This window comes from Ochrobactrum sp. RH2CCR150 (genome assembly GCA_014138095.1).
GTDB classification, from domain to species: domain Bacteria; phylum Pseudomonadota; class Alphaproteobacteria; order Rhizobiales; family Rhizobiaceae; genus Brucella; species Brucella gambitense.
This window is the reverse complement of record JACGXE010000001.1, coordinates 368,447-393,525: the sequence shown is the minus strand read 5'-3', so window position 1 is coordinate 393,525 and position 25,079 is coordinate 368,447. Positions and strand designations below refer to the sequence as shown.

Below are 25,079 nucleotides of genomic sequence, written 5' to 3'. Positions count from 1 at the left end.
TGCATTCTTCGTAATGCCGGGCTGTAACAAGCAGTATTAGATTTCGTAATCGAAGACCAGAATGCCATCAAGACCGCCTTCGGCAGCTTCGACGAGACCTGTGCCAACCTTCACGTGTTCTGGATGCGGGAGATAGGCATCGCGTGCCGCAGCATCAGTAAAATCCACCACAAAGCCGTGGCGAAGGCCTTTTTCCAGCCCTTCGGGGCTGTTGTTGGTGCCAGCCGCGACAGAAATGATGCCGTCGATCTTGCCCTTGAGAGCAACGACCGAAGCCAGCGCCTGATCAATGGCTGCGCCGTCGAGTTCCGGCTTGAACTTGATAAGAACGATGTGGCGTATCATGAGGTTCACCGTTGTTTGGAAACAGTGTTTCTTACGCCAGTTTGCACCGGACGGAAAAGCAAAAAGGCCAACGACAAGAATGCTCAAAAACGAAAAAGGCCGGGATGAACCCGACCTTCCGCTTTCACCTGAGTTGACGCCGGTTCATCCGCGGTCGTCTTCCCAAGTGAATTCCCGATACGGAGGTAGATATAGGCCCTCTCCGTTTCAAGTTTGTGACATCCCGGAGATTTCTACCATCAGGTAGAAAATCACCTGCCGAGGCAAGCCGCGTGATATCAGGCCGCCATCGCCGTTTCGGCATATTCCGGATGATTATAGTTCCAAACCTCGACCAGACACTGATGCATCAAGTCGAGATCGACCGGACCAATCCGGCTCAAGACCAGATCAAGATCATCGCGCTCAACACCACGGTTGAGAAGCTCGACAATCGCTTCCGTCAGAATCATTTTATCGTCAAATCTGTAGCGCTGCATAAACCTGCTCCGCTATCTGCCCCAGCTCATCATGATTTCAGACTAGACACTTATGGTTAACCGAGGCTTAAGCCACGGAAACCTTACGCAACTTTGACCGACACCACGCAACTGACGCTAATATTTACCCCTGACGACTTATCGCCGTCGCCCAATATGAATTATGAAATGCACGCTTTAAAAACGGTCAGAATATAGTCAGACCGAACAAGAATAAGTCTCATTCTTACTCTATGTTTCGACAAATCCAAGCAAAAACTGGCGATGGTATTTATTTCATATAACTCTTTTAAAGCGTTCACATGACTTTTTTCAAAACATACGCCCGTTGGTCGTTCAACAGCACCAAACTTGGTGGCCTCGCTGCTTTGGCGAGCGCAAGTCTGTTGGGCGGTTATCTCTATACGATCCAGTATAACGGCAATGTCCACACGATAGTGCCGGGACAGGCCTACCGCTCAAATCAGCCCGATCCGGCGCGAATTGCGGCGCTGCAAAAGGCCTATGGTATCAAGACCATCATCAATCTGCGCGGCCCCGAAACCGGCTCTCCCTGGTACGACAAGGAAGTCGAAACCTCCGATGCTCTTGGCATCCAGCATGTTGATTTTGAAATGTCGGCCAGCAAACGACTGACGCCCCAGCGCGCGCGGGAATTGATTGCGCTGATGCAGAGTGCAGAAAAGCCGATCCTCATTCATTGCAAGTCAGGTTCGGATCGCACAGGTCTTGCTGCGGCGCTTTATATAGCAGCCGTCTCCAAGGGCGGTGAACGCAAGGCGGAACAGCAGATGTCGATTGCCTATGGGCATTTCGGTTTTCCGGGTAGCCCAACCCACGCGATGGAAGACACTTTCGAAGAGCTGGAACCGGCGCTCGGATTTCCCGATTCCTGACGGTTCGCCGTTTAACCAGATTCTGAATACAAAAACGCCGGGACAAGCCCGGCGTTTTCTTATTTGCTCGATAAAGTCTTATTCGAGGCCGACGATCTTGCCGTCATCCCACTTGAAGATGTCGAAGCTCGGCGAGCTAAGGTCGCCGTTTTCGCCATAGGTCAGCGTGCCGATTGCGGTTTCGATCGGCTTGCCGTCATGGAGAGCCTTGGCAACGGCAGCCGAATCATCAGCCGAACCGGCGCTTTCGATGCCAGCCTTGATGACTTCAACAGCAGCATAGGCGTTCATGGTGAAGGCTTCAGCCGGAATGCCCTTGGCCTTAAGCGCTTCGATAGCGTCCTTGGAAGCCGGGTTCTTCGTGGCGTCCTTGGCGTTGGTGAACAGCGTGCCCTGCGCGTTGGTGCCGCCGATTGCCCAATATTCGGTGTTGGACAGGCCTTCTCCGCCGAGAACCAGTGCCTGCATGCCAGCGTCATGCAGCTGACGCGACAGCAGACCGCCTTCAGCATGGTAGCCGCCGAAGTAAACGACTTCTGCGCCTGCCGACTTCAGCTTGGTAACCAGTGCGCTGAAATCCTTGTCGCCCGGCGTGACGGAGTCGTAATGAACTTCCGTAATGCCGCCCTTGTTGATCGCAGCCTTGAAAGCGTCGGCCAGACCCTTGCCGTAAGCGCCCTTGTCGTGGATCACGGCGACCTTCTTGTCCTTCATGGTCTTCAGGACAAAATCAGCCATGACTTCAGCCTGCTGGTCGTCACGGCCGCAGGTGCGGAACACGTTTTCCAGCTTGCGTGCGGTCAGGTCCGGGCCGGTAGCGGTCGGGGTGACCATCAGAACGCCGTTTTCCGAGAAAACGTCGGATACTGGAATGGCAACGCCGGTCGTGACAGGACCAACAACAAACTTGATGCCGTCGCCGACAATCTGGTTGGCGGCGGAAACGCCCTGCTTCGGCTCACCGGCATCGTCGGCGAACTTCAGAACGATTTTCTCGCCCTTGATGCCGCCAGCCTTGTTGATGACTTCGGCAGCGGTTTCTGCGCCCTTCTTCACCTGATCGCCGAAAGCGGCAACCGGACCCGTCAGCGGTGCAACAACGCCAATGGTGATGTCCGCATAAGCGGCGCTGGCAAAACCGAGTGTAGCTGCGAAAGCTACGCTGGACAGAAGTTTCAGGTTCATTCTTTTTCTCCTTTGGTGGGGCGCCGTCCGGGGACGCGCCCTCATCTAACCCATGATGGCAACCCATCCGGCCAATTCTCCACGCTGATAAGCTGGCGAATGACCGGGCCCTCCCTTTTGTTTCATCTTACGATTTCAAAGGGTCGATCCAAAAGCGCGCCGCACCGCACCCAAAAAGGGACTGGAGCCATAATATTATCCAAAACAGCCTCGGCGGTTTCGGAAAACTGCTCCAAAACGGGAGCCGCTTTCGTGATGTGCTAAGAATGCATTTCCGGCTTTCGATTGCAAGGGGCCAAGTACCCACAATTACAACGAAAATCGGCTCCTCCCTTTTATGCGTTCCCTCCCTTCCATGATGGTGATTGTTTCGCAAAAAAGGCCGCGATCCCTTCCGCGGCCTCCGGTGTTTCCCAAGTGTCTGCAAGACGGGTCAGCGTCATATCGATGACGGCTTCGTCAATCGGCGCGACCAGCGCGTGAACGAGCCGTTTCGACGCCGCAACCGCTGCCGGTGCGGTGGAAAAATACGGTTTGATTTCCGCTTCCACTGTCGCGTCCAGCTGTTCGGGTTCGACTACATCATGCAGCAGGCCGATGCGCATTGCCTCCTGCGTGTCGAACAATCTGGCAGAGGTAAATGTGCGCAGGGCATTCGCCTGCCCGATGCGCGCCACGACATAGGGGCTGATGGTTGCAGGTATCAGGCCGAGCTTTGTCTCGGTCAACCCGAAGCGCGCGCCAGCGACGCCGATGGCGGCATCACAAACGCTGATAAGGCCGATACCGCCGCCATAGGCCTGACCGTTGACGCGCCCGATCAGCGGCTTTGGCAGATCGCGGAGCGCCTTCAGCATCAAAGCGAGCTTGCGCGCTTCTTCAATCCGTTGCGCGCGACTGGCATTTACCTGCGCCCGCATCCAGCCCAGATCGCCGCCCGCACAAAAGCTTTTGCCTGCGCCGGTCAGAACAACAATCCTGACCGCCGCATTATCGGTGAGGTGCAGCGTCGCGGTGGTCAGTTCATCGATCATCAGGCCGGACAGCACATTATGCTGCTCAGGCCGGTTCAGCGTCAGCGTTGCAACGCCGCGTGCGTCAATTGAAACACCGATGGTCTCAAAATCGCTCATGCAGCTTTATCCTGACGCAGTGCCTGCGCGAACAATGCCGCCGACCGCAGCTTATCCAGATCAAGCCCGGTTTCAAAACCCATTTCATGCAGCATTTCGACAACGGAAACGGTATCGACATTGCCCTTGGCGCCCGGCGCAAACGGGCATCCACCCAGACCGCCGACCGACGCATCGAAAACCCGCAAGCCCTTTTCCAGACTGACACGGATATTGTCGAGCGCACGACCGCCCGTGTCGTGATAATGGCCCGCCAGACTATGCGCAGGCGCAATGGCCAGCACCGCATCCAGCATGGCCGCGACCTTGTCCGGCGTACCGCGCCCAATCGTGTCGCCAAGGCTCACCTCATGGCAACCGAGCGAGAAGAGTTGCTCGGTGACATCGGCAACGGCCTGCGGCGCGGTCGGCCCGTCATAGGGGCATTCGACGACGCAGCTGACATAGCCGCGAATGGCCAGGCCGTCATTGATCGCAGCACCGATAACCGGCGACAGACGTTCAGTGCTCTCGGCAATCGTGCAGTTGATATTGGCTTTCGAAAAGCCTTCCGAAGCGGAAATGAAAACCGCGACTTCATCGACATTGGCTGCTGCCGCGGCCTCATAGCCCTTCATGTTCGGTACGAGCACCGAATAGCGCACACTGTCGGCGCGACGAATGCCCGCCATCACCTCTGCCGCATCGGCCAGTTGCGGCACCCATTTCGGGCTGACGAAACTCGTCGCCTCGATGCGGGCATAACCGCAACCGGACAGGCGGTCGATCAGCGCGATCTTGTCAGCCGTCGGCACAAAGCGCTTCTCATTTTGCAGCCCGTCACGTGCCGCCATTTCAACGATTTCGACATGGTCAGCCATGTTCTTCCTCCAATTCGACAAGCAGCGCGCCTTCATTGATCTGATCGCCTGCTGCGACCGTCACCGTCGCAACCTTGCCGTCGCGCGGCGCGGTCAGTGACAGTTCCATCTTCATCGCCTCCATCGTCACCAGCGGATCGCCTTTGGCGACGCTTGCCCCCTCCACGGCGGATACAAGCCGAACCAGCCCCGGCATCGGCGCCAGAATGCGGCTTTCGGTGGCGAGATCATCTTCCGCCCCGGCAGACAGCACATGATGAAATATGGTGTCGCGTCCGTCGAACTGCACGGTCACATCCTGCCCGATCCGAACAGCGGATGCTTGCGACACGCGGCCATCCAGGTTGAACCGAACCACACCGTTTTCGTGATTGCGGATTTCGACCAGGCCGAAGTCGAAGCCGAAATGCCCTTGTTCATTGATCGTGAAGCGGATCGCCCGGCGATCACCCTGATGATCCAGCGTGACCGACCGCGATGCATCGCCCCACAGACGAAAGCCGCGCAGACTCGACCATGGATCATCGTGCAACGGCGCATCAAGAAGGTCGAGCGCCGTCAATGCCGCCAGTGCAAAAGTGATTTCCGAAGGCGGCTCTTGGGCAAACAAATGCCCCGCTTCCCGCGCAATCAGCCCGGTATCGACATCGCCGCTGCGAAAAGCATCCAGCTTGCAGAGCGCCGACAAAAACTGGCGATTGGTGACAAGACCGGCAATGCGGGTTTTGCTTAGCGCCGCATCCAGCCGGTTCAGCGCTTCGTCGCGATTACGGCCATGGACGATGATCTTAGCGATCATCGGATCGTAGAACGGTGTGATCGTATCGCCAGACCGCACGCCGGAATCGGTGCGCGCCTGTTCCGGCGGAGCGAAGAGTGCAAGCTTGCCAGTCGCAGGCAGAAAGTCACGGGCCGGGTCCTCGGCATAAAGACGAGCCTCGAAGGCCCAGCCATGGATGGCAAGCTCATCCTGCCGCTTCGGCAAGGTTTCGCCCGACGCAACGCGCAATTGCCACTCGACCAGATCGAGACCGGTGATCGCCTCCGTCACCGGATGTTCCACCTGCAAGCGCGTGTTCATTTCCATGAAGAAGAACCGGTCCGGTCGCAGCCCTTCTGACACATCGGCAATGAATTCCACCGTGCCTGCGCCGGAATAGCCGATGGCCAAGGCTGCCTTCACCGCCGCTTCACCCATGGCAGCGCGCATGTCCGGCGTCATGCCGGGCGCTGGCGCTTCTTCGATCACCTTCTGGTGGCGACGTTGCAGCGAACAATCGCGCTCGAAAAGATGCACCGCATTGCCGTGATTATCGCCAAAAACCTGCACCTCGATATGGCGCGGCTTGGTCATGTATTTTTCCACCAGCACGGCGCTGTCACCGAACGACGCTTCGGCCTCGCGACGCGCACTGTCCAGCGCCGCCGCAAAATCCGCCGCCTGATCGACACGACGCATGCCCTTGCCGCCGCCGCCTGCGCGTGCCTTGATCAGCACGGGATAACCGATCCGGTCCGCCTCACTTTTAAGGAAAGCGCCATCCTGATTGTCGCCGTGATAGCCCGGAACGACCGGCACACCGGCCTTTTCCATCAACGCCTTGGCGGCATCCTTCAGCCCCATGGCGCGGATGGCTTTCGCCGATGGGCCTATGAAGGTGAGACCCGCCGCCTCGACGGCGTCGACAAATCCGGCATTTTCCGAGAGAAAGCCATAGCCCGGATGAATTGCCTCGGCACCGGTTTCCAGTGCGGCTTTGATGATCGCCTCAATATTGAGATAGCTTTGCGCCGAAAGCGCCGGGCCGACGCGGACGGCCTCGTCGGCCATTTCCACATGCAGCGCATTGGCGTCCGCATCCGAATAGATCGCCACAGTGGCGATACCGAATTCACGCGCCGTGCGCATGACCCGGCAGGCAATTTCCCCGCGATTGGCAATCAGTATTTTCCCAAACATCTGATTACCTCCCTACATTCTGAACAAGCCGAAACGCGTCGGCTCGACCGGCGCGTTCAGCATTGCGGAAAGCGACAGTCCCAGCACTTCGCGGCACTTGCGCGGATCGATGACACCATCGTCCCAAAGTCGCGCAGAGGCATAAAGCGGGTGGCTCTGGCGCTCGAACATTTCGAGTGTCGGGCGCTTAAACTCCGCTTCCTCTTCCGCCGACCATGTTCCGCCGGTGCGTTCGATCCCGTCGCGCTTGACGGTTGCCAGCACGCCCGCCGCCTGTTCACCGCCCATCACCGCAATGCGGCTGTTCGGCCAGGTCCACAGGAAGCGCGGCGAATAGGCCCGCCCCGCCATGCCGTAATTGCCCGCGCCATAGGATGCGCCAATCAGCATGGTGAGCTTCGGCACATTGGCCGTCGCCACCGCCGTCACCAGCTTGGCGCCGTGCTTGGCGATGCCTTCGGCCTCATATTTGCGCCCGACCATGAAGCCGGTGATATTTTGCAGAAACACCAGCGGAATATTGCGCTGGCAGCAAAGCTCGATGAAATGCGCGCCCTTGGTGGCCGCTTCGGAAAACAGCACGCCATTATTGGCGATAATCCCGACCGGCATGCCGTAAATGCTGGCAAAGCCGCAAACCAGCGTAGCGCCGTATCGCGCCTTGAACTCATCGAAATCCGAGCCATCGACCAACCGCGCGATCACTTCGCGCACATCATAGGGAATGCGCGTATCGGCAGAAACCACGCCGAGCAGCTCTTCCGGATCGTAAAGCGGAGCAGCACCCTCGCCCTTGGGGATAAAGGAGCATTTTTCACTGTTGAGATTGGCCGCGATGGCGCGCGCGATCTGCAAGGCATGGGCGTCGTCATTGGCCAGATGATCGGCCACGCCGGAGAGCCTTGTATGCACGTCGCCGCCGCCGAGATCTTCCGCCGTCACCACTTCGCCGGTTGCGGCCTTGACAAGTGGCGGACCTGCCAGAAAGATCGTGCCCTGATTGCGCACGATCACCGTCTCGTCGCTCATGGCAGGCACATAAGCGCCGCCTGCGGTGCATGACCCCATGACCACCGCGACCTGCGGAATGCCCGCTGCCGACATCTGCGCCTGATTATAAAAGATGCGCCCGAAATGGTCGCGATCCGGGAATACCTCGTCCTGATTGGGAAGATTGGCCCCGCCGGAATCAACCAGATAGATACAAGGCAAGCGATTCTCGCCCGCGATCTCCTGCGCCCGCAGATGCTTTTTCACGGTCACGGGATAATAGGTGCCACCCTTCACCGTCGCATCGTTGCAGACGATCATACATTCGCGGCCCGAAACGCGCCCGATGCCGGTGATGATGCCGCCGGACGGAGCCGCGCCGCCATACATGCCGTGCCCCGCCGTCAATCCGACTTCCAGAAATGGCGATCCCGGATCCAGCAATTGCGCAACGCGATCACGGGGAAGCAGCTTGCCGCGAGAAACGTGACGTTCGCGCGCTTTCTCACCGCCGCCATCAATGGCAAGGCGAGACGCCTCGGCCACGATCTCGATGGCCTCAAGCATGGCTTTGCGGTTGGCCTGATAGGTAGTGCCGCGCGTCGATATCTCGGATTTCAGAACCGGCATTAACGGGTCTCCTGAAACAATTCCCGTCCGATCAGCATACGCCGGATTTCCGAAGTGCCTGCACCGATTTCGTAAAGCTTGGCGTCGCGCAGCAGACGCCCGGTCGGATAATCATTGATATAGCCGTTACCGCCCAGCGACTGGATTGCCTGCAACGCCATCTGGGTCGCATTTTCCGCCGTATAGAGAATGCAGCCAGCCGCATCCTTGCGCGTCGTCTCGCCCCGGTCGCAGGCCGCCGCCACGGCATAAGTATAAGCACGCGAGGCGTTGAAGATCACATACATGTCGGCAAGCTTGCCCTGCATCAACTGGAACTCGCCAATCGGCTGATCGAACTGCTTGCGCTCATGCACATATGGCACCACGACATCGAGACAGGCCGCCATGATGCCGAGCGGACCGCCCGCCAGCACCACGCGCTCATAGTCGAGACCGGACATCAGCACATTGACGCCCTTGCCGACCTCGCCCAGCAGATTTTCAGCTGGAACTTCGCAATTTTCGAACACCAGCTCGCAGGTGTTGGAGCCGCGCATGCCGAGCTTGTCGAGCTTTTGCGCGGTCGAAAAACCTGCAAAGCCTTTTTCTACGATGAAGGCGCTCATCCCGCGCGAGCCAGCCGCCGGATCGGTCTTGGCATAGACCACCAGCACATCCGCATCCGGGCCATTGGTGATCCACATTTTGTTGCCGTTCAGCACATATCTGTCGCCCCGCTTTTCGGCGCGAAGCTTCATCGAAACAACGTCGGAACCGGCCCCCGGCTCAGACATGGCGAGCGCGCCGACATGTTCGCCGGAAATGAGCTTTGGGAGATATTTCGCGCGCTGTTCGGGCGAACCGTTGCGCTTGAGCTGATTGACGCAGAGATTGGAATGGGCCCCGTAGCTGAGGCCAATCGAGGCCGAAGCGCGGCTGATCTCTTCCATGGCCACGCAATGGGCAAGATAACCCAGACCCGCGCCGCCATATTCTTCCGGCGCGGTGATGCCGAGCACGCCCAGCTCACCCAGTTCACGCCACAGATGCATGGGAAATGCGTTATTGCGGTCGGTTTCGGCGGCAAGCGGCGCAATGCGGCTTTCAGCGAAACGGCGCACAGTATCACGAAGGGCTTCGATCTCCTCGCCAAGACCGAAATTCATGCCCGAAGCAAACATACTCGTCCTCCACAAGTTCTGCCCGGTATCCGCCTTTCGAAAGACAGATATTTTTATGACGCATTGTCCTGCGCAAAACCGCTACGCACTTTTGCTGGAAATGCTCCATATCCGGTCAGAGTGTCCCGTGGCGGCCAAATAGGCAATGGCTTTACGCGGCGTTCTGTGGCTATTTATTGCCGGATAACGCAATTTTATTGCGCATGTTATCCGGCAATTCCAAGCAGTTGGAGGTTGATCAGATCAATCCTCTTGAAGCTCGGCAATGTCGCGATAAAGCTCGAGTGCTTCCGGATTGGCCAGCGCCTCGCGGTTTTTCACGTCGCGACCATGCACGATATCGCGAACGGCAAGCTCGACGATCTTGCCAGATTTGGTGCGCGGAATATCCGCAACCGCAACGATCTTTGCCGGAACATGGCGCGGTGTCGCGCCGGTGCGGATCTTGGTCTTGATCCGCGCCTTCAGATCGTCATCAAGCGTCACACCTTGGGCAAGCCGCACGAAGAGCACAACCCGGACATCCTTGTCCCAGTCCTGACCGATGCAGAGCGCCTCGGCGATCTCCGGCATCTGCTCGACCTGATTATAGATTTCCGCCGTGCCGATACGCACGCCGCCGGGGTTCAGCGTTGCGTCCGAACGACCATGGATGACGATGCCGTCATGCTCGGTCCATTCGGCAAAATCGCCGTGACACCAGATATTGTCGAAGCGCTCGAAATAGGCTGCCTGATATTTCGCACCGTCCGGATCGTTCCAGAATTGCAGCGGCATGCATGGAAACGCCTTCGTGCAGACCAGTTCGCCTTTCTGCATGCGCACCGGCTGACCGTCATCGTTCCAGACATCGACCGCCATGCCGAGTCCCGCGCCCTGAATTTCGCCCAGCCAAACAGGTTCCGTCGGCACGCCCAGCACGAAGCAGGACACGATATCCGTTCCGCCAGAAATGGATGCAAGATGCACATCCGGCTTGATCGCGTCATAAACGAAGGCAAACCCCTCCGGCGACAAGGGCGAGCCGGTGGACGATACTGTACGCAGTGCCGAAAGATCGTGTGTTTCACCCGGCTTCAGACCGGCTTTCAACACGGCGTCGATAAATTTCGCCGACGTGCCGAAATAGGTCATGCCTTCGGCAGCGGCATAGTCGAACAGCACATTGCCATCGGGATAGAAAGGTGAACCGTCATAGAGCAGCAATGTGGCTCCTGAACCGATGCCTGAGGCAAGCCAGTTCCACATCATCCAGCCGCATGTGGTGAAATAGAAGAACTTGTCGCCCTCGCGGATATCCGCATGGAGCTGCTGTTCCTTCAGATGCTGCAGCAGCACCCCACCGGCGCGGTGCACGATACATTTTGGAATGCCGGTCGTGCCGGAAGAAAACAGAATATAGATCGGGTGATCGAAAGGCAGACGTGTGAATTCCACCGGTTTGGCGGCAAAGGCGCTCAGTGCTTCGTCAAGCGCAATGCCCTTTTCGGCTTTCTGCGCGACGGCTTCCGCTTCGTCCAGATAGGACACGATCACTGACTTTCGCAGTCCCGGCAGCTTTGCCGTGACCTGCGCAACCTTGTCGGCCACGTCGATGCGTTTGCCATTGTACCAATAGCCATCGCAGGCAAAGAACAGTTTTGGCTCGATCTGGCCGAAACGGTCGAGCACGCCCTGCACGCCGAAATCCGGCGAACACGACGACCAGACGGCACCGATGGAGCTTGCAGCCAGCATTAGCGCAACCGCTTCCGGCATATTGGGCATCATGCCCGCAACGCGGTCGCCGGGTTCAACACCTTCCGACAGCATGAATTGCTGGAGCTTTGAAACCAGCGCGTGAAGATCATTCCAGCTCAGGCGGCGCTCGACCTTGTCCTCGCCGCGAAACACAATGGCGTCTTCATGCCCCTGCTGACGGAGAAGATTCTCTGCGAAATTGAGACGCGCTTCGGGGAAGAATTTCGCCTCGCGCATGTGTCCCTTGTCGACAAGAGCCGTTTGGCCGCGCTCACCGATAACGCCACAGAAATCCCAGATGAGCGTCCAGAATCCCGCGCGATCTTCCACCGACCAACGATGCAATGCCGCATAATCCGACAGATCAAGGCCGGTGCGCTGTTCAGCGCGAATGCGAAATTGCTCCAGCGTGCTGGCTGCGATGCGCTGCGCATCTGGCTGCCATAACGGATGATCCTGCGAAAACTGCGTGGAAACTGCCTCGGTGCTCATCATTCCTCCCTGAAACAGACGCAGCCATAGCCGGTCGCGGGCTGCGTCGTCAGAGTTTTCTAAAATAGACTTCCCGACAGGTCCATGCTTTTCAGACTCATGCGTCGTGTCAGCGCATCACTCTTGTGTTTTCGTTCTATTGTCCGCCCACATATCGATGCGCCGCACCGCCCAGCGATGGATCGGATTTTCAAACATATTCCATGCAACGACAGCAGTAACGATACTGGCCAGGACAGCCAAGCTCATCAGCACAATTGCGCTTATGGTCGTTTGCCCCCAGCCGTCAGGAACCAGCTTGAAAAATACCACGCCGACCAGTGGGTGAAGAATGAAAATGCCGAAACTGTAGCGCGACATCTTCACAAAGCCGCTCCATTGCAGCGGCGTGTAGAGATTCTGGCGACTGGCGGCGAAAAGCACATAGACGCTGAAATAGAGAAAGACGAGCCGCCACGGCCCTTCAAGCGTTGGGGTGTCCGGTATTCCGCTTTTCGGATGATAAAACAGGAAGATTACCAGACAGGCCGCCAGAGCAAGCTTGATAAAGGTCTTCGGCAGATTGGCATGCTTCTGCCGCGCCAGCCACATGCCGAATAGAAAGGACGGCAAGACGCGGAAAACACCAAGATCGGCAAATTGCACCCGGGTCAGTGAGGGCGTGTCCAAAACCCGCGCCACATATTCACCGCCAAGCAGAGCCACAGCGACCAGAACAAGCATCCCATCGCCAAAACGCTTGCAGAGCCTGTCGAACAGCGGGAAGCACAGATACATCAGTAACAAGGCGCTAAGAGACCAGCTGACATAATTATAGGAAAAGCTCTTTCCCAACCCCCAGTTATGCACGAGCAGCAATTGAGCCAGCCCGTCACGCCAATTCATGTTTGGCGGTATCGATGGGTGAAACAGCCCTGTCGCCGCAAGGATCGACATCAGGGCGAAGCAGGAAAAGGCGGCCACGTGCAACGGATAAATCCGCGCAAGCCGTTTGCCAACGAAAGATACGTAACGGACGGAATTCCAATCATAATTTGAGCGCAATGCAAGGAACAATCCAGACAGGATGAAAAAGACATCGGTAAAATAAGTAAACGTTAATATAACCGAATGTATCCCATCGTTCCGGATGGGCATCCGAAAAGAATAATGGAAAATCGCGATTCCCACACACAATAAAAATCGAAGACCGTCGAAATCTGGAAGCCGCTTCATTTGAATGACATCGCGAAAATACTCGAACATATATGTCAGTATATGCTTCCGCGATAAAGTCGAGCATGAATTGAACTTGCGGGCAAAAATTGAACGAAAATTACAGCGCGACCATCAGGACTTTCGCTGGCGGAAAGAAATAGCGGATTGTTCATTCAAGGGGGAATTTGGTGGAGCCAAGCGGGATCGAACCGCTGACCTCCTGCATGCCATGCAGGCGCTCTCCCAGCTGAGCTATGGCCCCATCAGACCTCTTTCGAGGTGGGCCAGGCAGAACTTGCTGCCCGGTGTGGCGGCTTATTAAATGGCGTTTGCCAGAAGATCAAGAGCTAAATCGCAACTCTTTTCACATCTGCGAAAATAATTTGCCGAATGACCGTATCCGCCGCCGGAGGTTGTGGAAAGCGTCCACTTCCACGCCAAAAAAGAAGGGCAGCCCGCTGGGCTGCCCTTTCTGCAATTCCAAAAATTCGAAGCGATTCCCGAAGGATCAGCCTTCTTCGTCGTCGCCGCCGACGCCACCGCCGAGGATACCCGACATATCGTCGTCCTCGTCTTCCTCTTCTTCAAGGAAGGTGTCGTCATCGTCGTCACCCAGATCGACGTCATCGTCGTCGTCGCCCATATCCGGCAGATCGTCGCCGCTGCCCTTTGCTTCGTCGTCGGCATCCTCGAGAGAAACGAAATCCGGCTTTTCCATTGCCGTATCCAGTTCTTCCTCTTCGGCTTCCTCTTCAACGACGCGGGCTTCTGCATTCGCGTCGAAATAGGAACGCGGATAGGAGATGCCGGTGTAAGGCGAAACGATCGGATCGCGATTCAGATCGTAAAACTTCTTGCCCGTTTCCGGGTCGATGCGCTTGGTACCAAGTTCAGCTTTTGCCACGTTGAGCCTCGTGAGTTTTATTCCCGTTACGCCCGTGGCGCGTGGCCACTTTTATAAGGGGGGCATAAATTCATTTCAAAAACGCGCCTGCTGAGCTTCTCAGGCCACCACTATGGTTCTTAATATACCCCGGAGCCGGTTGCATAGCGAGAAAAGTGGGTGGTGCGCGCCTTAACTGTGTTGTTCGGTGCATAAACGCAATTTGGCGCATTTGTCAAAGCGAAAGACTCCGAATAACGCAGACTCTTTCTTATAGGCGTGTCCGACAGCCTATCAGCGGCGTATTCGCGGATGACCGCTCACTATTACTATGCTAGTGAAGCCCCGCTTATCTCTCAATCCCGGCGCGTGTTCGCGCCAAAAATGCGACAGTGAAAAATCCATGTCCCATTCCGCTTCCCCGAAACCTGCAGTCGCCCGCCGCTCGGAGGCACTGGCCGGCGAAATTCGCATTCCGGGCGACAAGTCCATTTCTCACCGCTCCTTCATGTTCGGCGGCCTGGCATCGGGCGAAACCCGCATCACCGGCCTGCTTGAAGGTGAAGACGTCATCAATACCGGTCGCGCCATGCAGGCGATGGGCGCCAAGATCGAGAAAGACGGCGACGTCTGGATCATCAACGGCGTCGGCAATGGCTGCCTGCTCGAACCGGAAGCCCCGCTCGACTTTGGCAATGCCGGCACCGGTGCGCGCCTGACCATGGGCCTCGTCGGCACCTATGACATGACCACCGCCTTTATCGGCGACGCTTCCCTTTCACGCCGCCCGATGGGCCGCGTGCTCGACCCGCTGCGCCAGATGGGCGTACAGGTGAAGTCGACCGATGGCGACCGCATGCCGCTGACCCTTGTTGGACCGAGCGTTGCCAATCCGATCACCTATCGCGTGCCGATGGCGTCCGCGCAGGTGAAATCGGCAGTACTGCTGGCCGGTCTCAACACGCCGGGCGTCACGACGGTTATCGAGCCGGTCATGACCCGCGACCATACCGAAAAGATGCTGCAAGGCTTTGGCGCTGACCTGACCGTCGAAACCGATAAGGACGGCGTGCGCCATATTCGCATCACCGGACAGGGCAAGCTGATCGGCCAGACCATCGATGTTCCGGGCGATCCGTCCTCGACGGCGTTCCCGCTGGTAGCGGCGCTGCTGGTCGAAGGTTCGGACGTCACCATCCGCAATGTTTTGATGAATCCGACCCGCACGGGCCTGATCCTCACCTTGCAGGAAATGGGCGCGGATATTGAAGTCTTCAATGAACGCCTTGCCGGCGGTGAAGATGTCGCCGATCTGCGCGTGAAATCGTCCAGACTGAAAGGCGTCACCGTTCCGCCGGAACGCGCGCCTTCGATGATTGACGAATATCCGGTGCTGGCCATCGCCGCGAGTTTTGCTGAAGGCGAAACGGTGATGGATGGGCTCGATGAGCTGCGCGTCAAGGAATCGGATCGTCTGGCGGCCGTTGCTCGCGGCCTTGAAGTCAATGGTGTCGATTGCACGGAAGGCGAGATGTCGCTGACCGTTCGCGGACGCCCTGACGGCAAGGGGCTCGGCGGCGGTGTCGTCGCGACACATCTCGATCACCGTATCGCGATGAGCTTCCTCGTTATGGGTCTCGCTTCCGAAAAGCCTGTGACAGTCGACGACAGCACGATGATTGCGACCTCCTTCCCCGAATTCATGGACCTCATGACGGGAATGGGCGCGAAGATCGAGCCGAGCGAAGCCGAATGAAGCCATTCATCGTCGCCATCGACGGACCGGCAGCCTCGGGCAAGGGAACCCTTGCCCGGCGCATCGCCACGCATTACGGCATACCGCATCTCGACACCGGGCTGACCTATCGTGCAGTCGCCAAGGCGCTTCTCGACAAGAACCTGCCGCTCGACGATGAATTGCTGGCCGCCGATGCCGCGCGTCATCTCGATCTGCGCGAAATGGACAAGACCATCCTGTCCGCACATGATATCGGCGAGGCCGCCTCCAAGGTTGCGGTCATGCCGGCCGTGCGACGTGCGCTTGTCGAAGCCCAGCGCCATTTTGCGGCAGCCCTTCCGGCCAGTGTTCTCGACGGTCGAGATATCGGTACCGTGGTCTGCCCCAAGGCGGAGATAAAACTGTTCGTCACCGCCTCGCCGGAAGTGCGGGCCGAGCGGCGTTTTGACGAGATCGTTTCGAAGGGCGGCACTGCCGATCTTGGCGAAATTCTCGCCGATCTGAAGAAGCGTGACGAACGTGACACCAACCGTACTGATTCTCCGCTGCGCCCTGCTGAAGACGCGCACTTGCTTGATACAAGCGAAATGAGTATAGAAGCGGCATTTCTGGCGGCGAAAAACCTCATCGACGAGGCTCTCGCGCGTCACAAGGCATGATGATCAGGCTTTTTACGGCTCTTTGAGCTGAATTTGCCCCGGAAATGCTGGAAAAATGCCAGATCGGCCCTATATAGGCTGCTCTGATAGAACATGGCCTCGAAAGCTGTAAAACGGTTTTCGAGAAAGGTCGTGCCGAATAATGAATAGTCTGACTTCGCGTTCCACGCGCCGGTTGTCTGCAAAGACGGAGCCGAGGTCGGACAGTGTACAACACGAACCCCCGGCGCCGCATCCGATGAATTTTCCGGATGCATCAGGAGTATATATGTCTCAATCCAACCCCTCCCGCGCAGATTTCGAGTCCCTGCTGGCAGAATCCTTCGCGCAAAACGATCTTGCTGAAGGCTATGTCGTCAAGGGCCGCATCGTCGCCATCGAAAAGGACATGGCGATCATCGACGCCGGTCTGAAGGTCGAAGGCCGCGTACCGCTGAAGGAATTCGGCGCAAAGGGCAAAGACGGCACGCTGAAGCCGGGCGATGAAGTTGAAGTTTACGTCGAGCGTATCGAAAACGCTCTCGGCGAAGCTGTTCTCTCGCGCGAAAAAGCACGTCGTGAAGAAAGCTGGGTCAAGCTCGAGCAGAAGTTCGCCAATGGCGAGCGCGTCGACGGCGTGATCTTCAATCAGGTCAAGGGTGGTTTCACCGTCGACCTCGACGGCGCTGTTGCCTTCCTGCCGCGTTCGCAGGTCGACATCCGTCCGATCCGCGACGTCACCCCGCTCATGCACGTCCCGCAGCCGTTCGAAATCCTCAAGATGGACAAGCGTCGTGGCAACATCGTTGTCTCGCGTCGTACCGTTCTTGAAGAGAGCCGTGCGGAACAGCGTTCGGAAATCGTCCAGAACCTTGAAGAAGGTCAGGTCGTTGAAGGCGTCGTCAAAAACATCACCGATTATGGTGCGTTCGTTGACCTCGGCGGCATCGACGGTCTCCTGCACGTTACCGACATGGCATGGCGCCGCGTCAACCATCCGTCGGAAATCCTCACCATCGGCCAGACGGTCAAGGTGCAGATCATCCGCATCAACCAGGAAACCCATCGTATCTCGCTCGGCATGAAGCAGCTCGAGAGCGATCCTTGGGATGGCATCGGCGCGAAGTACCCGATCGGCAAAAAGATCACCGGCACTGTCACGAACATCACCGACTACGGTGCATTCGTGGAAATCGAGCCGGGCATCGAAGGCCTCATCCACGTTTCCGAAATGTCGTGGACCAAGAAGAATGTCCATCCGGGCAAGATTCTCTCCACCACTCAGGAAGTCGAAGTCGTTGTGCTCGAAGTTGATCCGGTCAAGCGCCGTATCTCGCTCGGCCTCAAGCAGACCCTCGACAATCCGTGGACGACCTTCGCTCAGAAGTACCCGACCGGCACCGTTGTTGAAGGCGAAGTCAAGAACAAGACCGAATTCGGCCTGTTCATTGGTCTCGACGGCGACGTTGACGGCATGGTTCACCTCTCCGATCTCGACTGGAACCGTCCAGGCGAACAGGTTATCGAAGAGTACAACAAGGGCGAAGTGGTCAAGGCTGTCGTTCTCGACGTCGACATCGACAAGGAACGCATCTCGCTTGGCATCAAGCAGCTTTCCGGCGACAAGGTCGGCGAAGCAGCAGCTTCGGGCGAACTGCGCAAGAACGCCGTTGTAACCTGCGAAGTGACTGCTGTTACCGATGGTGGCCTCGAAGTTCGCCTGGTCGATCACGACCTGGATAGCTTCATCCGCCGTTCGGATCTTTCGCGTGATCGCGAAGAACAGCGTCCGGAACGCTTCACGGTCGGTCAGAAGGTTGACGCTCGCGTCATCGCTTTCGACAAGAAGACCCGCAAGCTGCAGGTCTCGATCAAGGCGCTCGAAATCGCTGAAGAAAAAGAAGCTGTCGCTCAGTACGGTTCGACCGACTCCGGCGCTTCGCTCGGCGACATCCTCGGTGCCGCTCTGAAGAAGCAGGAAAAGAACTAATCTTTTCTCCCTTCTTGCAAACATGGAAAAGCCCGCTTTATAGCGGGCTTTTTCTTTTTGTTTTTCAATATTATACGCAATTGTTTTATTTTAATTAGTTCTTAAATTAAATTGACTCTTCATTATATTCGTTTTATCTGCGGCTGTTGCTTATACTTGCTTTGTTATATTTAGGAGAAATATTTTGGGTACAAGAATTTCCATGATTGCGTCTGGCATTTTTGCTCTGATGGCCACGAGTGCTCATGCTACAGATATCATTGTTCCGGAGGCGCCTGTCGCACCGGCAGTTCCCATTGCTACTCCTTTCAACTGGGGCGGCGCTTATGTCGGCGGACAGGTCGGCTATGGTTGGGGAAGTTCCAAGTTTTCGGCACGGTCAGAAGAGGAAAAAGCGGCATTAAACGGAATCAGCTCGAATGGCTTCCTCGGAGGCATTTATGCCGGTTACAATTTTGATACGGGAACCAACCTGATCCTCGGTGTCGATGGTGATTTCGCCGGTTCGGCGATCAAGAGGGCAGGCTCCACAGGAGGCGATGAGCCCACCAGTTTCAAAACGCAATTGCAGTGGTCCGGCGCGGCGCGTGCGCGTGTCGGCTACGCGCTTGACCGTTTTATGCCCTACATCGCGGGCGGTGCAGCTTTCGGCAATATAAAGGACGGGGCGCATTTCCAGGGTGAAAAGGTTGTGTCCCAATCTAAAATACAGACCGGCTGGACCATTGGCGGCGGTGCGGACTACGCCGTAACCGACAATGTTATTATGCGCCTTGAATACCGCTACACCGATTTTGGCAAGCGCAACTTCAACGTCGGCGATACCAGCGTCAACGCCAGCGGAAAGCTGTCAACCAACGATGTTCGTCTCGGCATCGCTTATAAGTTCTGATTGAACATCTGATCTGCATCAGGAAACAGCCCTGTCCTCGCACCGAGGCGGGGCTGTTTCCGTCACATACCCCCAGCATATGGATCAGTCCCAGACTGATGATGCGGAGCGCGGAGCTTCATCGCGTGATAAACGCACCTGCCTTCGCCATGACGATAGTGCGCGGTGAAAACGCATAAAAGCGCCTGCCTGGTTATTTCCCGAAAATGCGCTGTGCTGTGCGGCGAAATCATCAAAGAAGCGGACGTTTGCGATGTAGGCGCAAGTTTCGGAGAAGCGATAACTTTCCCAAAGTATCTGGACCATCTGTAGCACTGCCCCACCCTTGGGAAACCACACTCCACAACGATCTGCCTGATAAGTTATCCAATCGAATATCGACCTGCGAAAACTGCCTTACCAGTTTTGAAGCGGCTCTAATGCTGCACATGCGAACAAACCAACGCTGGCAAAATGCTGTACACGCAATGCGCGCTTTAGATAAATGCTAAGTAAATATAAATAACTTAGATACATTTCCGCAACACAAATAAAAAAACCGACGAAAGCATTTTATACCTTAATAATTATTTATAAATCAAATTATATAATAACATAAAACAAAATCATAATAATAAACAATTATTACATTATTCATTTTTAAATATTTATCATCAAATTGACCTTTTATTTATACATAAATAAAAGAATAAATACCAAAGGACTTTCCGCTTTAACGTAATATTTTAGGAGATATCAATGAATATAAAAATTCTTACAGGCATTGCTGGCATAATGACAATTGTGGCTGCTCACGCCAATGCCGCCGATGTTATCGTCGAGCCTGAACCAATGCCTATCTTAAGCTCATTCAATTGGAGTGGCGGCTATATCGGAGGCCAAGTTGGCTACGGATTTGGGAAGACCAAATTTTCGCCGATGATTGGCGATTTGCGCCCCAGGGGCTTTTTAGGAGGCATCTATGCAGGATATAATTTTGACGTCGGGAACAATGTCATTCTGGGCATAGATGGTGACTTTTCAGGTGCTGAAATCAATAGAACCGGCATTGGGAGCGATCCGACCACAACTGCCTCGGTCAAAACGGACCTACAGTGGTCGGGCGCCATACGTCCCCGCATAGGTTATGCGATTAATCGCTTCATGCCCTATATCGCTGGCGGCGTGGCTTTCGGTAGTATCAAGGATACGCTTTCTGTGACGTCGACAAATCCATCGTCACAAAGATCGCTGACGCAAAAGAAAACACAGACTGGCTGGACGATTGGCGGCGGTGTCGATTATGCGGCAACCGACAATGTCATTTTGCGCCTGGAATATCGCTATACCGATTTTCGTAAGCGCGATCTGGATACAGGCATGGCCAGCACGACCCTCCAGCAAAAACTAACCACCAACGATATCCGCCTTGGTGTGGCCTACAAATTCTAATTCATCAACAAACTGTAATCGCATTAGAAGATGCCCTGCCAATTTTACTGCGGCAGGGCTATCTTTTGCGTCGCAAACTCACATGACCCCGAGCATATGAATCAGTCCCAGACTGATGATGCCAAGCGATAAGAGCGAAAGAACCGCCGTCAGCGTCACGCGCCCGCCAGCCTGCGCTACAGAGCGGACATCAACACCAAGACCAAGCGCGGCCATCGAAATGATGGTGAGCAGCGTCGAGGCATATTGAATACCGGGCAGCAATGTTTCCGGAATAAGATGCAGTGAGTGCAACGCCATCATTGCAAGAAAGCCTAGGATGAACCACGGCACTAATTGGAAAAAGCCCGGCTTTGCGCCTGCGTCCTTATTGCCCGCGAGGACAGCCAGAGCCAGAATAACCGGACCGAGCATCAGCACCCGCACCAGCTTGACCAGCGTGCCGAGTTGCACACTAATCGTCGCAACGGGAGCCGTCGCGGCCAGCACCTGCGGCACGGCATAGACCGTCAAGCCTGCAAGCACGCCATACTGAGTATGGGACAAGCCAAGAAGCGGCACCAGCAGCGGTAGGCACAACACCACGACCACACCAAGAATTGCCGTGAAAGCGATGGAGGCGGCAACATCCTCGCTTTCAGCCCCGATGACCGGCGCTGTTGCCGCAATGGCCGAGTTGCCGCAAATCGAATTGCCGCAGGCCACCAGCACCGCCATGCGATGCGGCAGCTTCAGCAGTCGCCCGATACCATAGCTCAAGGCTATCGCCACCACCACGACACAGGCAATGCCAAGAATAAGGCCGGAACCTGCCGCGATCACCGCGCTGACGCTGATTGATGCGCCAAGAAGCACCACGGCGATTTCCAGAATCATCTTTGCCGAAAAGCCGATGCCTTTGCTGAACTGCTTGCCGGGACGCAGGAACGTGCGCACCATCGTGCCGAGCAGAATGGCAATCACCAACGCTTCAAGCCATGCCCTGCCAGCGTAATGGGCCTCGATCTTCTCAAGACCGATGGCCGCTGCCGCGACGCCGATGCTAAGTGCAAGTCCGGGGAGGATGTTCTGGATTTTTGAGTATGTCATTATCGGCATTTCATATCGAAAGAGAATTCCATTCCGATTTAATGTCTTATTTTCCCTGTTCAATCCATTTCATTATATGGCATAAATCATTCTATACAATCGAATGGTATGAGCTATGACACTGGAACAACTGCGTATTTTCATTGAAGTGGCGGAACGAGAACATCTGACTCGCGCCTCCGAGGCGCTGCATCTGACGCCTTCGGCAGTCAGTTCCGCGATCCGCACTTTGGAAGAGCGTTATGGCGCGACACTGTTCAACCGTATCGGACGTCGCATCGAACTGACCGGCGACGGTCGTCTGTTTCTGGATGAAGCACGTGCGACGCTGGCGCGCGCGCGTTCTGCCGAACGTATGCTGTCTGAATTCGGTGGCGGCAAGCGTGGCATTCTCTCGATCCACGCCAGCCAGACCATCGCAAGCTACTGGTTGCCGCCCTTTCTGGCGCAGTTTCACAGCGCCTACCCGATGATCGAGGTGCGCCTGACACTGGGCAATACGGAAAGCGTGACTGAAGCGACGCAGGAGGGCGCAGGCGATATCGGTCTGGTGGAAGGTTCAGTGCAGGCACCAGCACTTTCCGTCAGCAAGGTGGCGACTGATCAGCTTATTCTGGTTACGCGTCCGGACCACCCGTGGAGCGGCGCGGGCCGCCTCTCTTGGGACCGTTTGTTCGAAGGAAAATGGATTTTGCGCGAACAGGGATCTGGCACACGTAGTGTTTTCGAAGATGCCATGCGCGCTAACGGCTATAACCCCGCGCGGTTGAATGTGGCGCTGGAACTGCCGTCCAATGAGGCGATTTGTTCAGCCGTTCGCTCTGGCGATTATGTCACCGCCATATCAGAATTGGTGGCCGCGCCGCATCTCGCCGCCGGAACGCTTGTCAAAGCAGACTTCATCCTGCCGCAACGTCAGTTTCTCATGCTATTGCACAATGACCGTTACAGAACAAAAGCGCTTCAGGCCTTTGCAGATGTGCTTGTCACTGATTCCAGTCAGCGTATCTGACGCAACAGTTCAGGCTGCGGGAAACAGGTCGAAGCCATGCCGTTCTTTGCCTGCCACAGGCCAATCGAGCGGCGCGTCTTGAAGCCAGGTAATCCGTCCGGCTTGCCGACGTCATAACCTTGCGCCTGCAAGCGCTTCTGCATCGCACCGATATCCGAGCGATACATCGTGCCGACATTGCCCCATGACTGCTGGAAATCACCCGCACCATAAGCAACGCGGTCGCCGACATGGCCGATGAAGAGCGCGTAGAGATCGCTCATATTATAGTCCTTGAGCACGTAGAAATTCTGGCTCACGATGAAGGCCGGGCCGAAGCGGCCGGCAGGCATGAGCAAAAAGCTTTCGCCCTTCATTTCACCAGCGGGAAATGCCTTGCCATTGACGCGGGTGATACCAAGCTTGGACCATTCTGCAATCGGTTTGCCCTGATCCGGGCCCTCCAGCGAACACGACACGCTCTGCGGGACATTGACCTCGAAACCCCAGTCACGCCCTTTCTGCCAGCCGTGCAGATTCAGGTAATTGGCGATAGAAGCCAGCGTATCCGGCACGGAATTCCAGATGTCGCGCTTGCCGTCGCCATCGAAATCGACAGCATGTTTGAGATAGGAAGTCGGCATAAATTGCGGCTGTCCAAGCGCGCCAGCCCAGGAGCTTTTCATGGCGCTTTCGTCGATATAGCCTTTGGACGCGATTTCGAGCGCAGCGATCAGCTCCTTGCGGAACATGTCCTTGCGTGTCGCCATAAAGGCTTTTGTGCCGAGAACTTCAAACACATTGTAGGGAATCTTGACCGTGCCGAAACCGGATTCACGGCCCCATATCGCAACGATGATCGGGCCCGGAACACCATATTTCTGCTCGATGCGTTTCAGAAGGCTGGCATATTGGCCATAACGCGCCTGACCGCCGCTCGTGACCGACGCCATGGTTTTGGCATTGAAATACTTGCCAGGTGCGCCGAACTCTGCCTGTTTCTGCTCTTTCGGAGTCGACGGTTTTTCACCGGGGATGACCAGATCGGGCAATTTCCAGTTGATCGTCACGCCCGCAAAAGCCTGATCAAAGACGGCGCGGGAAACACCCGCCGCCTTTGCTTCCGGCCAGAGATCCCGCTCGATCCAGTTGCGATACTGACCTTCGACCTGCGCCTTGGAGGGAGCTGCGACGGCAGGAGAAACAGCAAGAATGACGGCAAGACCCAGAGCAGTTTTCAAAGCATGCTTCCAACGGCTTGCTGCCATGTTTTTCTCCCGAATAACTAAAGGGTGGTTCGTGCTCGCAAGGCGGCAGCCAGCGTGCCTTCGTCCAGATAATCGAGTTCGCCGCCCACCGGCACACCATGAGCGAGACGTGTGACGCGGACCTCGAAATTTGCCAATTGATCGGTAATGTAATGGGCGGTGGTCTGACCTTCGACGGTCGCATTGACCGCGAGAATCACTTCCTTGATCTCACCGGTTGCCACACGCTCCACCAGCCCCTTGATGTTGAGATCGTCGGGACCAATGCCATCCAGCGGCGACAGGCGACCGCCCAGAACATGGTAGCGCACGTTCATCGTGCCCGCCCGCTCCAGCGCCCAGAGATCGGACACGTCTTCCACCACGATCAGCGTGGTGGGGTCACGTCGCTCGTCCGTGCAAATGGTGCAGGGATCGGACGTGTCGACATTACCGCAGCACGAACAGATGCGCACTTTCTCGGCAGCTTCCTGCATGGCGCCGCCCAGCGGCACCAGAAGCGCTTCTTTCTTCTTGATGAGATGAAGCGCCGCACGGCGCGCCGAACGCGGCCCCAGACCCGGTACGCGGGCCAGAAGCTGGATCAGACGTTCGATTTCAGGACCGGCGATTCGTTTGGACATATGCCTAAGGGAGTAACGGAACAGGGGAATAAGTGAGTAGGGGGAAGGAATGAGGGAATATGCGACATGGCGGCAATCAGCCGACCAAACATACTTCCCTACTTCCCTACTCCCCTACTGTCTTAAAACGGCAGCTTGAAACCGGGAGGAATCGGAAGACCCGCCGTCAGCGACTGTGTCTTCTCAGCCATTACAGCTTCCAGTTTTGCCTTGGCATCGTTATGCGCCGCGATGATCAGGTCTTCGAGGATTTCCACCTCGTCTTCCTTGGCCAGCGACGGATCGATCTTCAGTGCCGACAAGGTGCCCTTGCCCGACAAAGTGATCGTCACCAGACCGCCGCCAGAAGAGGCTGTGGCTTCAAGATTGGCGATTTCGTCCTGCATGGCCTTCATCTTGGCCTGCAATTCCTTCGCCTGCTTCATCATGCCCATCATGTCACGCATGGGTTTACTCCATAGTCTTC

22 protein-coding genes and 1 tRNA gene are annotated in these 25,079 nt (G+C 56.4%); 7 read left to right on the top strand and 16 right to left on the bottom strand.

The window, feature by feature from the left end; all coding sequences use genetic code 11:
- Nucleotides 1-36: 36 nt before the first annotated feature.
- On the bottom strand, nucleotides 37-345 hold the full coding sequence (locus tag FHW03_RS01825; protein WP_182519095.1) for a Dabb family protein: 309 nt from the start codon (nucleotides 343-345) through the stop codon (nucleotides 37-39).
- A 278-nt stretch (nucleotides 346-623) separates the two neighbouring features.
- Nucleotides 624-824 carry a hypothetical protein gene (locus tag FHW03_RS01820; RefSeq protein WP_182519094.1) on the bottom strand — a complete coding sequence of 67 codons (201 nt, stop codon included), beginning with the start codon at nucleotides 822-824 and terminating at the stop codon, nucleotides 624-626.
- A 302-nt stretch (nucleotides 825-1,126) separates the two neighbouring features.
- Here FHW03_RS01820 and FHW03_RS01815 point away from each other — a divergent pair, with 302 nt between their 5' ends.
- The gene (locus FHW03_RS01815; protein WP_182519093.1) at nucleotides 1,127-1,720 is read left to right on the top strand and encodes a dual specificity protein phosphatase family protein; all 594 of its coding nucleotides are present in this window, start codon (nucleotides 1,127-1,129) and stop codon (nucleotides 1,718-1,720) included.
- Nucleotides 1,721-1,798: 78 nt separating this feature from the next.
- Here the strand turns inward: FHW03_RS01815 and FHW03_RS01810 are convergent, their stop codons facing one another.
- The 10 genes from FHW03_RS01810 to FHW03_RS01765 all read right to left on the bottom strand — a co-directional run bounded on the left by FHW03_RS01810 (nucleotide 1,799) and on the right by FHW03_RS01765 (nucleotide 13,974).
- Nucleotides 1,799-2,905: a branched-chain amino acid ABC transporter substrate-binding protein gene (locus FHW03_RS01810; RefSeq protein ID WP_078337790.1), complete on the bottom strand. Its 1,107-nt coding sequence runs from the start codon at nucleotides 2,903-2,905 to the stop codon at nucleotides 1,799-1,801.
- 335 nt (nucleotides 2,906-3,240) lie between these two features.
- Entirely contained in the window at nucleotides 3,241-4,038 is a 798-nt protein-coding gene (locus tag FHW03_RS01805; RefSeq protein ID WP_182519092.1) for a crotonase/enoyl-CoA hydratase family protein, read from the bottom strand.
- On the bottom strand, nucleotides 4,035-4,898 hold the full coding sequence (locus tag FHW03_RS01800; protein WP_182519091.1) for a hydroxymethylglutaryl-CoA lyase: 864 nt from the start codon (nucleotides 4,896-4,898) through the stop codon (nucleotides 4,035-4,037). Before FHW03_RS01800 ends, FHW03_RS01805 begins: the two co-directional genes overlap by 4 nt.
- Entirely contained in the window at nucleotides 4,891-6,858 is a 1,968-nt protein-coding gene (locus tag FHW03_RS01795; RefSeq protein ID WP_182519090.1) for an acetyl/propionyl/methylcrotonyl-CoA carboxylase subunit alpha, read from the bottom strand. The genes FHW03_RS01800 and FHW03_RS01795 overlap by 8 nt, the downstream gene beginning before the upstream one ends.
- Before the next feature lie 12 nt (nucleotides 6,859-6,870).
- Complete coding sequence (locus tag FHW03_RS01790) at nucleotides 6,871-8,478, bottom strand: carboxyl transferase domain-containing protein (protein ID WP_182519089.1); 1,608 nt, start codon at nucleotides 8,476-8,478, stop codon at nucleotides 6,871-6,873.
- Nucleotides 8,478-9,626, bottom strand: coding sequence for an isovaleryl-CoA dehydrogenase (locus FHW03_RS01785; RefSeq protein ID WP_182519413.1), 1,149 nt, complete (start codon nucleotides 9,624-9,626; stop codon nucleotides 8,478-8,480). Before FHW03_RS01785 ends, FHW03_RS01790 begins: the two co-directional genes overlap by 1 nt.
- Nucleotides 9,627-9,884: 258 nt before the next feature.
- Nucleotides 9,885-11,873, bottom strand: a complete 1,989-nt coding sequence (locus tag FHW03_RS01780; protein WP_182519412.1) for an acetoacetate--CoA ligase — start codon at nucleotides 11,871-11,873, stop codon at nucleotides 9,885-9,887.
- A gap of 117 nt (nucleotides 11,874-11,990) precedes the next feature.
- On the bottom strand, nucleotides 11,991-13,088 hold the full coding sequence (locus FHW03_RS01775) for an acyltransferase (RefSeq protein ID WP_182519088.1): 1,098 nt from the start codon (nucleotides 13,086-13,088) through the stop codon (nucleotides 11,991-11,993).
- Nucleotides 13,089-13,256: 168 nt separating this feature from the next.
- Nucleotides 13,257-13,332: transfer RNA gene (locus FHW03_RS01770), tRNA-Ala, on the bottom strand.
- A gap of 246 nt (nucleotides 13,333-13,578) precedes the next feature.
- On the bottom strand, nucleotides 13,579-13,974 hold the full coding sequence (locus FHW03_RS01765) for a TIGR02300 family protein (protein WP_182519087.1): 396 nt from the start codon (nucleotides 13,972-13,974) through the stop codon (nucleotides 13,579-13,581).
- A gap of 382 nt (nucleotides 13,975-14,356) precedes the next feature.
- Here FHW03_RS01765 and aroA point away from each other — a divergent pair, with 382 nt between their 5' ends.
- The 5 genes from aroA to FHW03_RS01740 all read left to right on the top strand — a co-directional run bounded on the left by aroA (nucleotide 14,357) and on the right by FHW03_RS01740 (nucleotide 20,642).
- Nucleotides 14,357-15,709, top strand: a complete 1,353-nt coding sequence (aroA, locus tag FHW03_RS01760) for a 3-phosphoshikimate 1-carboxyvinyltransferase (RefSeq protein ID WP_182519086.1) — start codon at nucleotides 14,357-14,359, stop codon at nucleotides 15,707-15,709.
- Entirely contained in the window at nucleotides 15,706-16,350 is a 645-nt protein-coding gene (cmk, locus tag FHW03_RS01755; protein ID WP_182519085.1) for a (d)CMP kinase, read from the top strand. Before aroA ends, cmk begins: the two co-directional genes overlap by 4 nt.
- Before the next feature lie 268 nt (nucleotides 16,351-16,618).
- Nucleotides 16,619-18,319, top strand: a complete 1,701-nt coding sequence (gene rpsA, locus FHW03_RS01750; RefSeq protein ID WP_109368076.1) for a 30S ribosomal protein S1 — start codon at nucleotides 16,619-16,621, stop codon at nucleotides 18,317-18,319.
- A gap of 202 nt (nucleotides 18,320-18,521) precedes the next feature.
- On the top strand, nucleotides 18,522-19,211 hold the full coding sequence (locus FHW03_RS01745) for an outer membrane protein (protein WP_182519084.1): 690 nt from the start codon (nucleotides 18,522-18,524) through the stop codon (nucleotides 19,209-19,211).
- Nucleotides 19,212-19,949: 738 nt separating this feature from the next.
- Nucleotides 19,950-20,642 carry an outer membrane protein gene (locus FHW03_RS01740; RefSeq protein WP_182519083.1) on the top strand — a complete coding sequence of 231 codons (693 nt, stop codon included), beginning with the start codon at nucleotides 19,950-19,952 and terminating at the stop codon, nucleotides 20,640-20,642.
- Between the two features lie 78 nt (nucleotides 20,643-20,720).
- On the opposite strand, the gene FHW03_RS01735 is transcribed toward FHW03_RS01740, so the two are convergent.
- A complete protein-coding gene (locus FHW03_RS01735) occupies nucleotides 20,721-21,740 on the bottom strand; it encodes a YeiH family protein (RefSeq protein WP_182519082.1) in 1,020 nt (339 codons plus the stop codon).
- Nucleotides 21,741-21,846: 106 nt separating this feature from the next.
- On the opposite strand from FHW03_RS01735, the gene FHW03_RS01730 reads away from it, so the two are divergent.
- Nucleotides 21,847-22,743 (top strand): LysR family transcriptional regulator, encoded by an 897-nt coding sequence (locus FHW03_RS01730; protein WP_182519081.1) that lies wholly within the window; start codon nucleotides 21,847-21,849, stop codon nucleotides 22,741-22,743.
- Here the strand turns inward: FHW03_RS01730 and FHW03_RS01725 are convergent.
- The 3 genes from FHW03_RS01725 to FHW03_RS01715 all read right to left on the bottom strand — a co-directional run bounded on the left by FHW03_RS01725 (nucleotide 22,731) and on the right by FHW03_RS01715 (nucleotide 25,059).
- On the bottom strand, nucleotides 22,731-23,990 hold the full coding sequence (locus FHW03_RS01725) for a lytic murein transglycosylase (protein WP_182519080.1): 1,260 nt from the start codon (nucleotides 23,988-23,990) through the stop codon (nucleotides 22,731-22,733). The two genes, FHW03_RS01730 and FHW03_RS01725, sit on opposite strands and share 13 nt — an antisense overlap.
- A 17-nt stretch (nucleotides 23,991-24,007) precedes the next feature.
- Complete coding sequence (recR, locus tag FHW03_RS01720) at nucleotides 24,008-24,613, bottom strand: recombination mediator RecR (RefSeq protein ID WP_078337776.1); 606 nt, start codon at nucleotides 24,611-24,613, stop codon at nucleotides 24,008-24,010.
- Nucleotides 24,614-24,735: 122 nt separating this feature from the next.
- Entirely contained in the window at nucleotides 24,736-25,059 is a 324-nt protein-coding gene (locus tag FHW03_RS01715; protein ID WP_078337775.1) for a YbaB/EbfC family nucleoid-associated protein, read from the bottom strand.
- Between the last annotated feature and the right edge of the window lie 20 nt (nucleotides 25,060-25,079).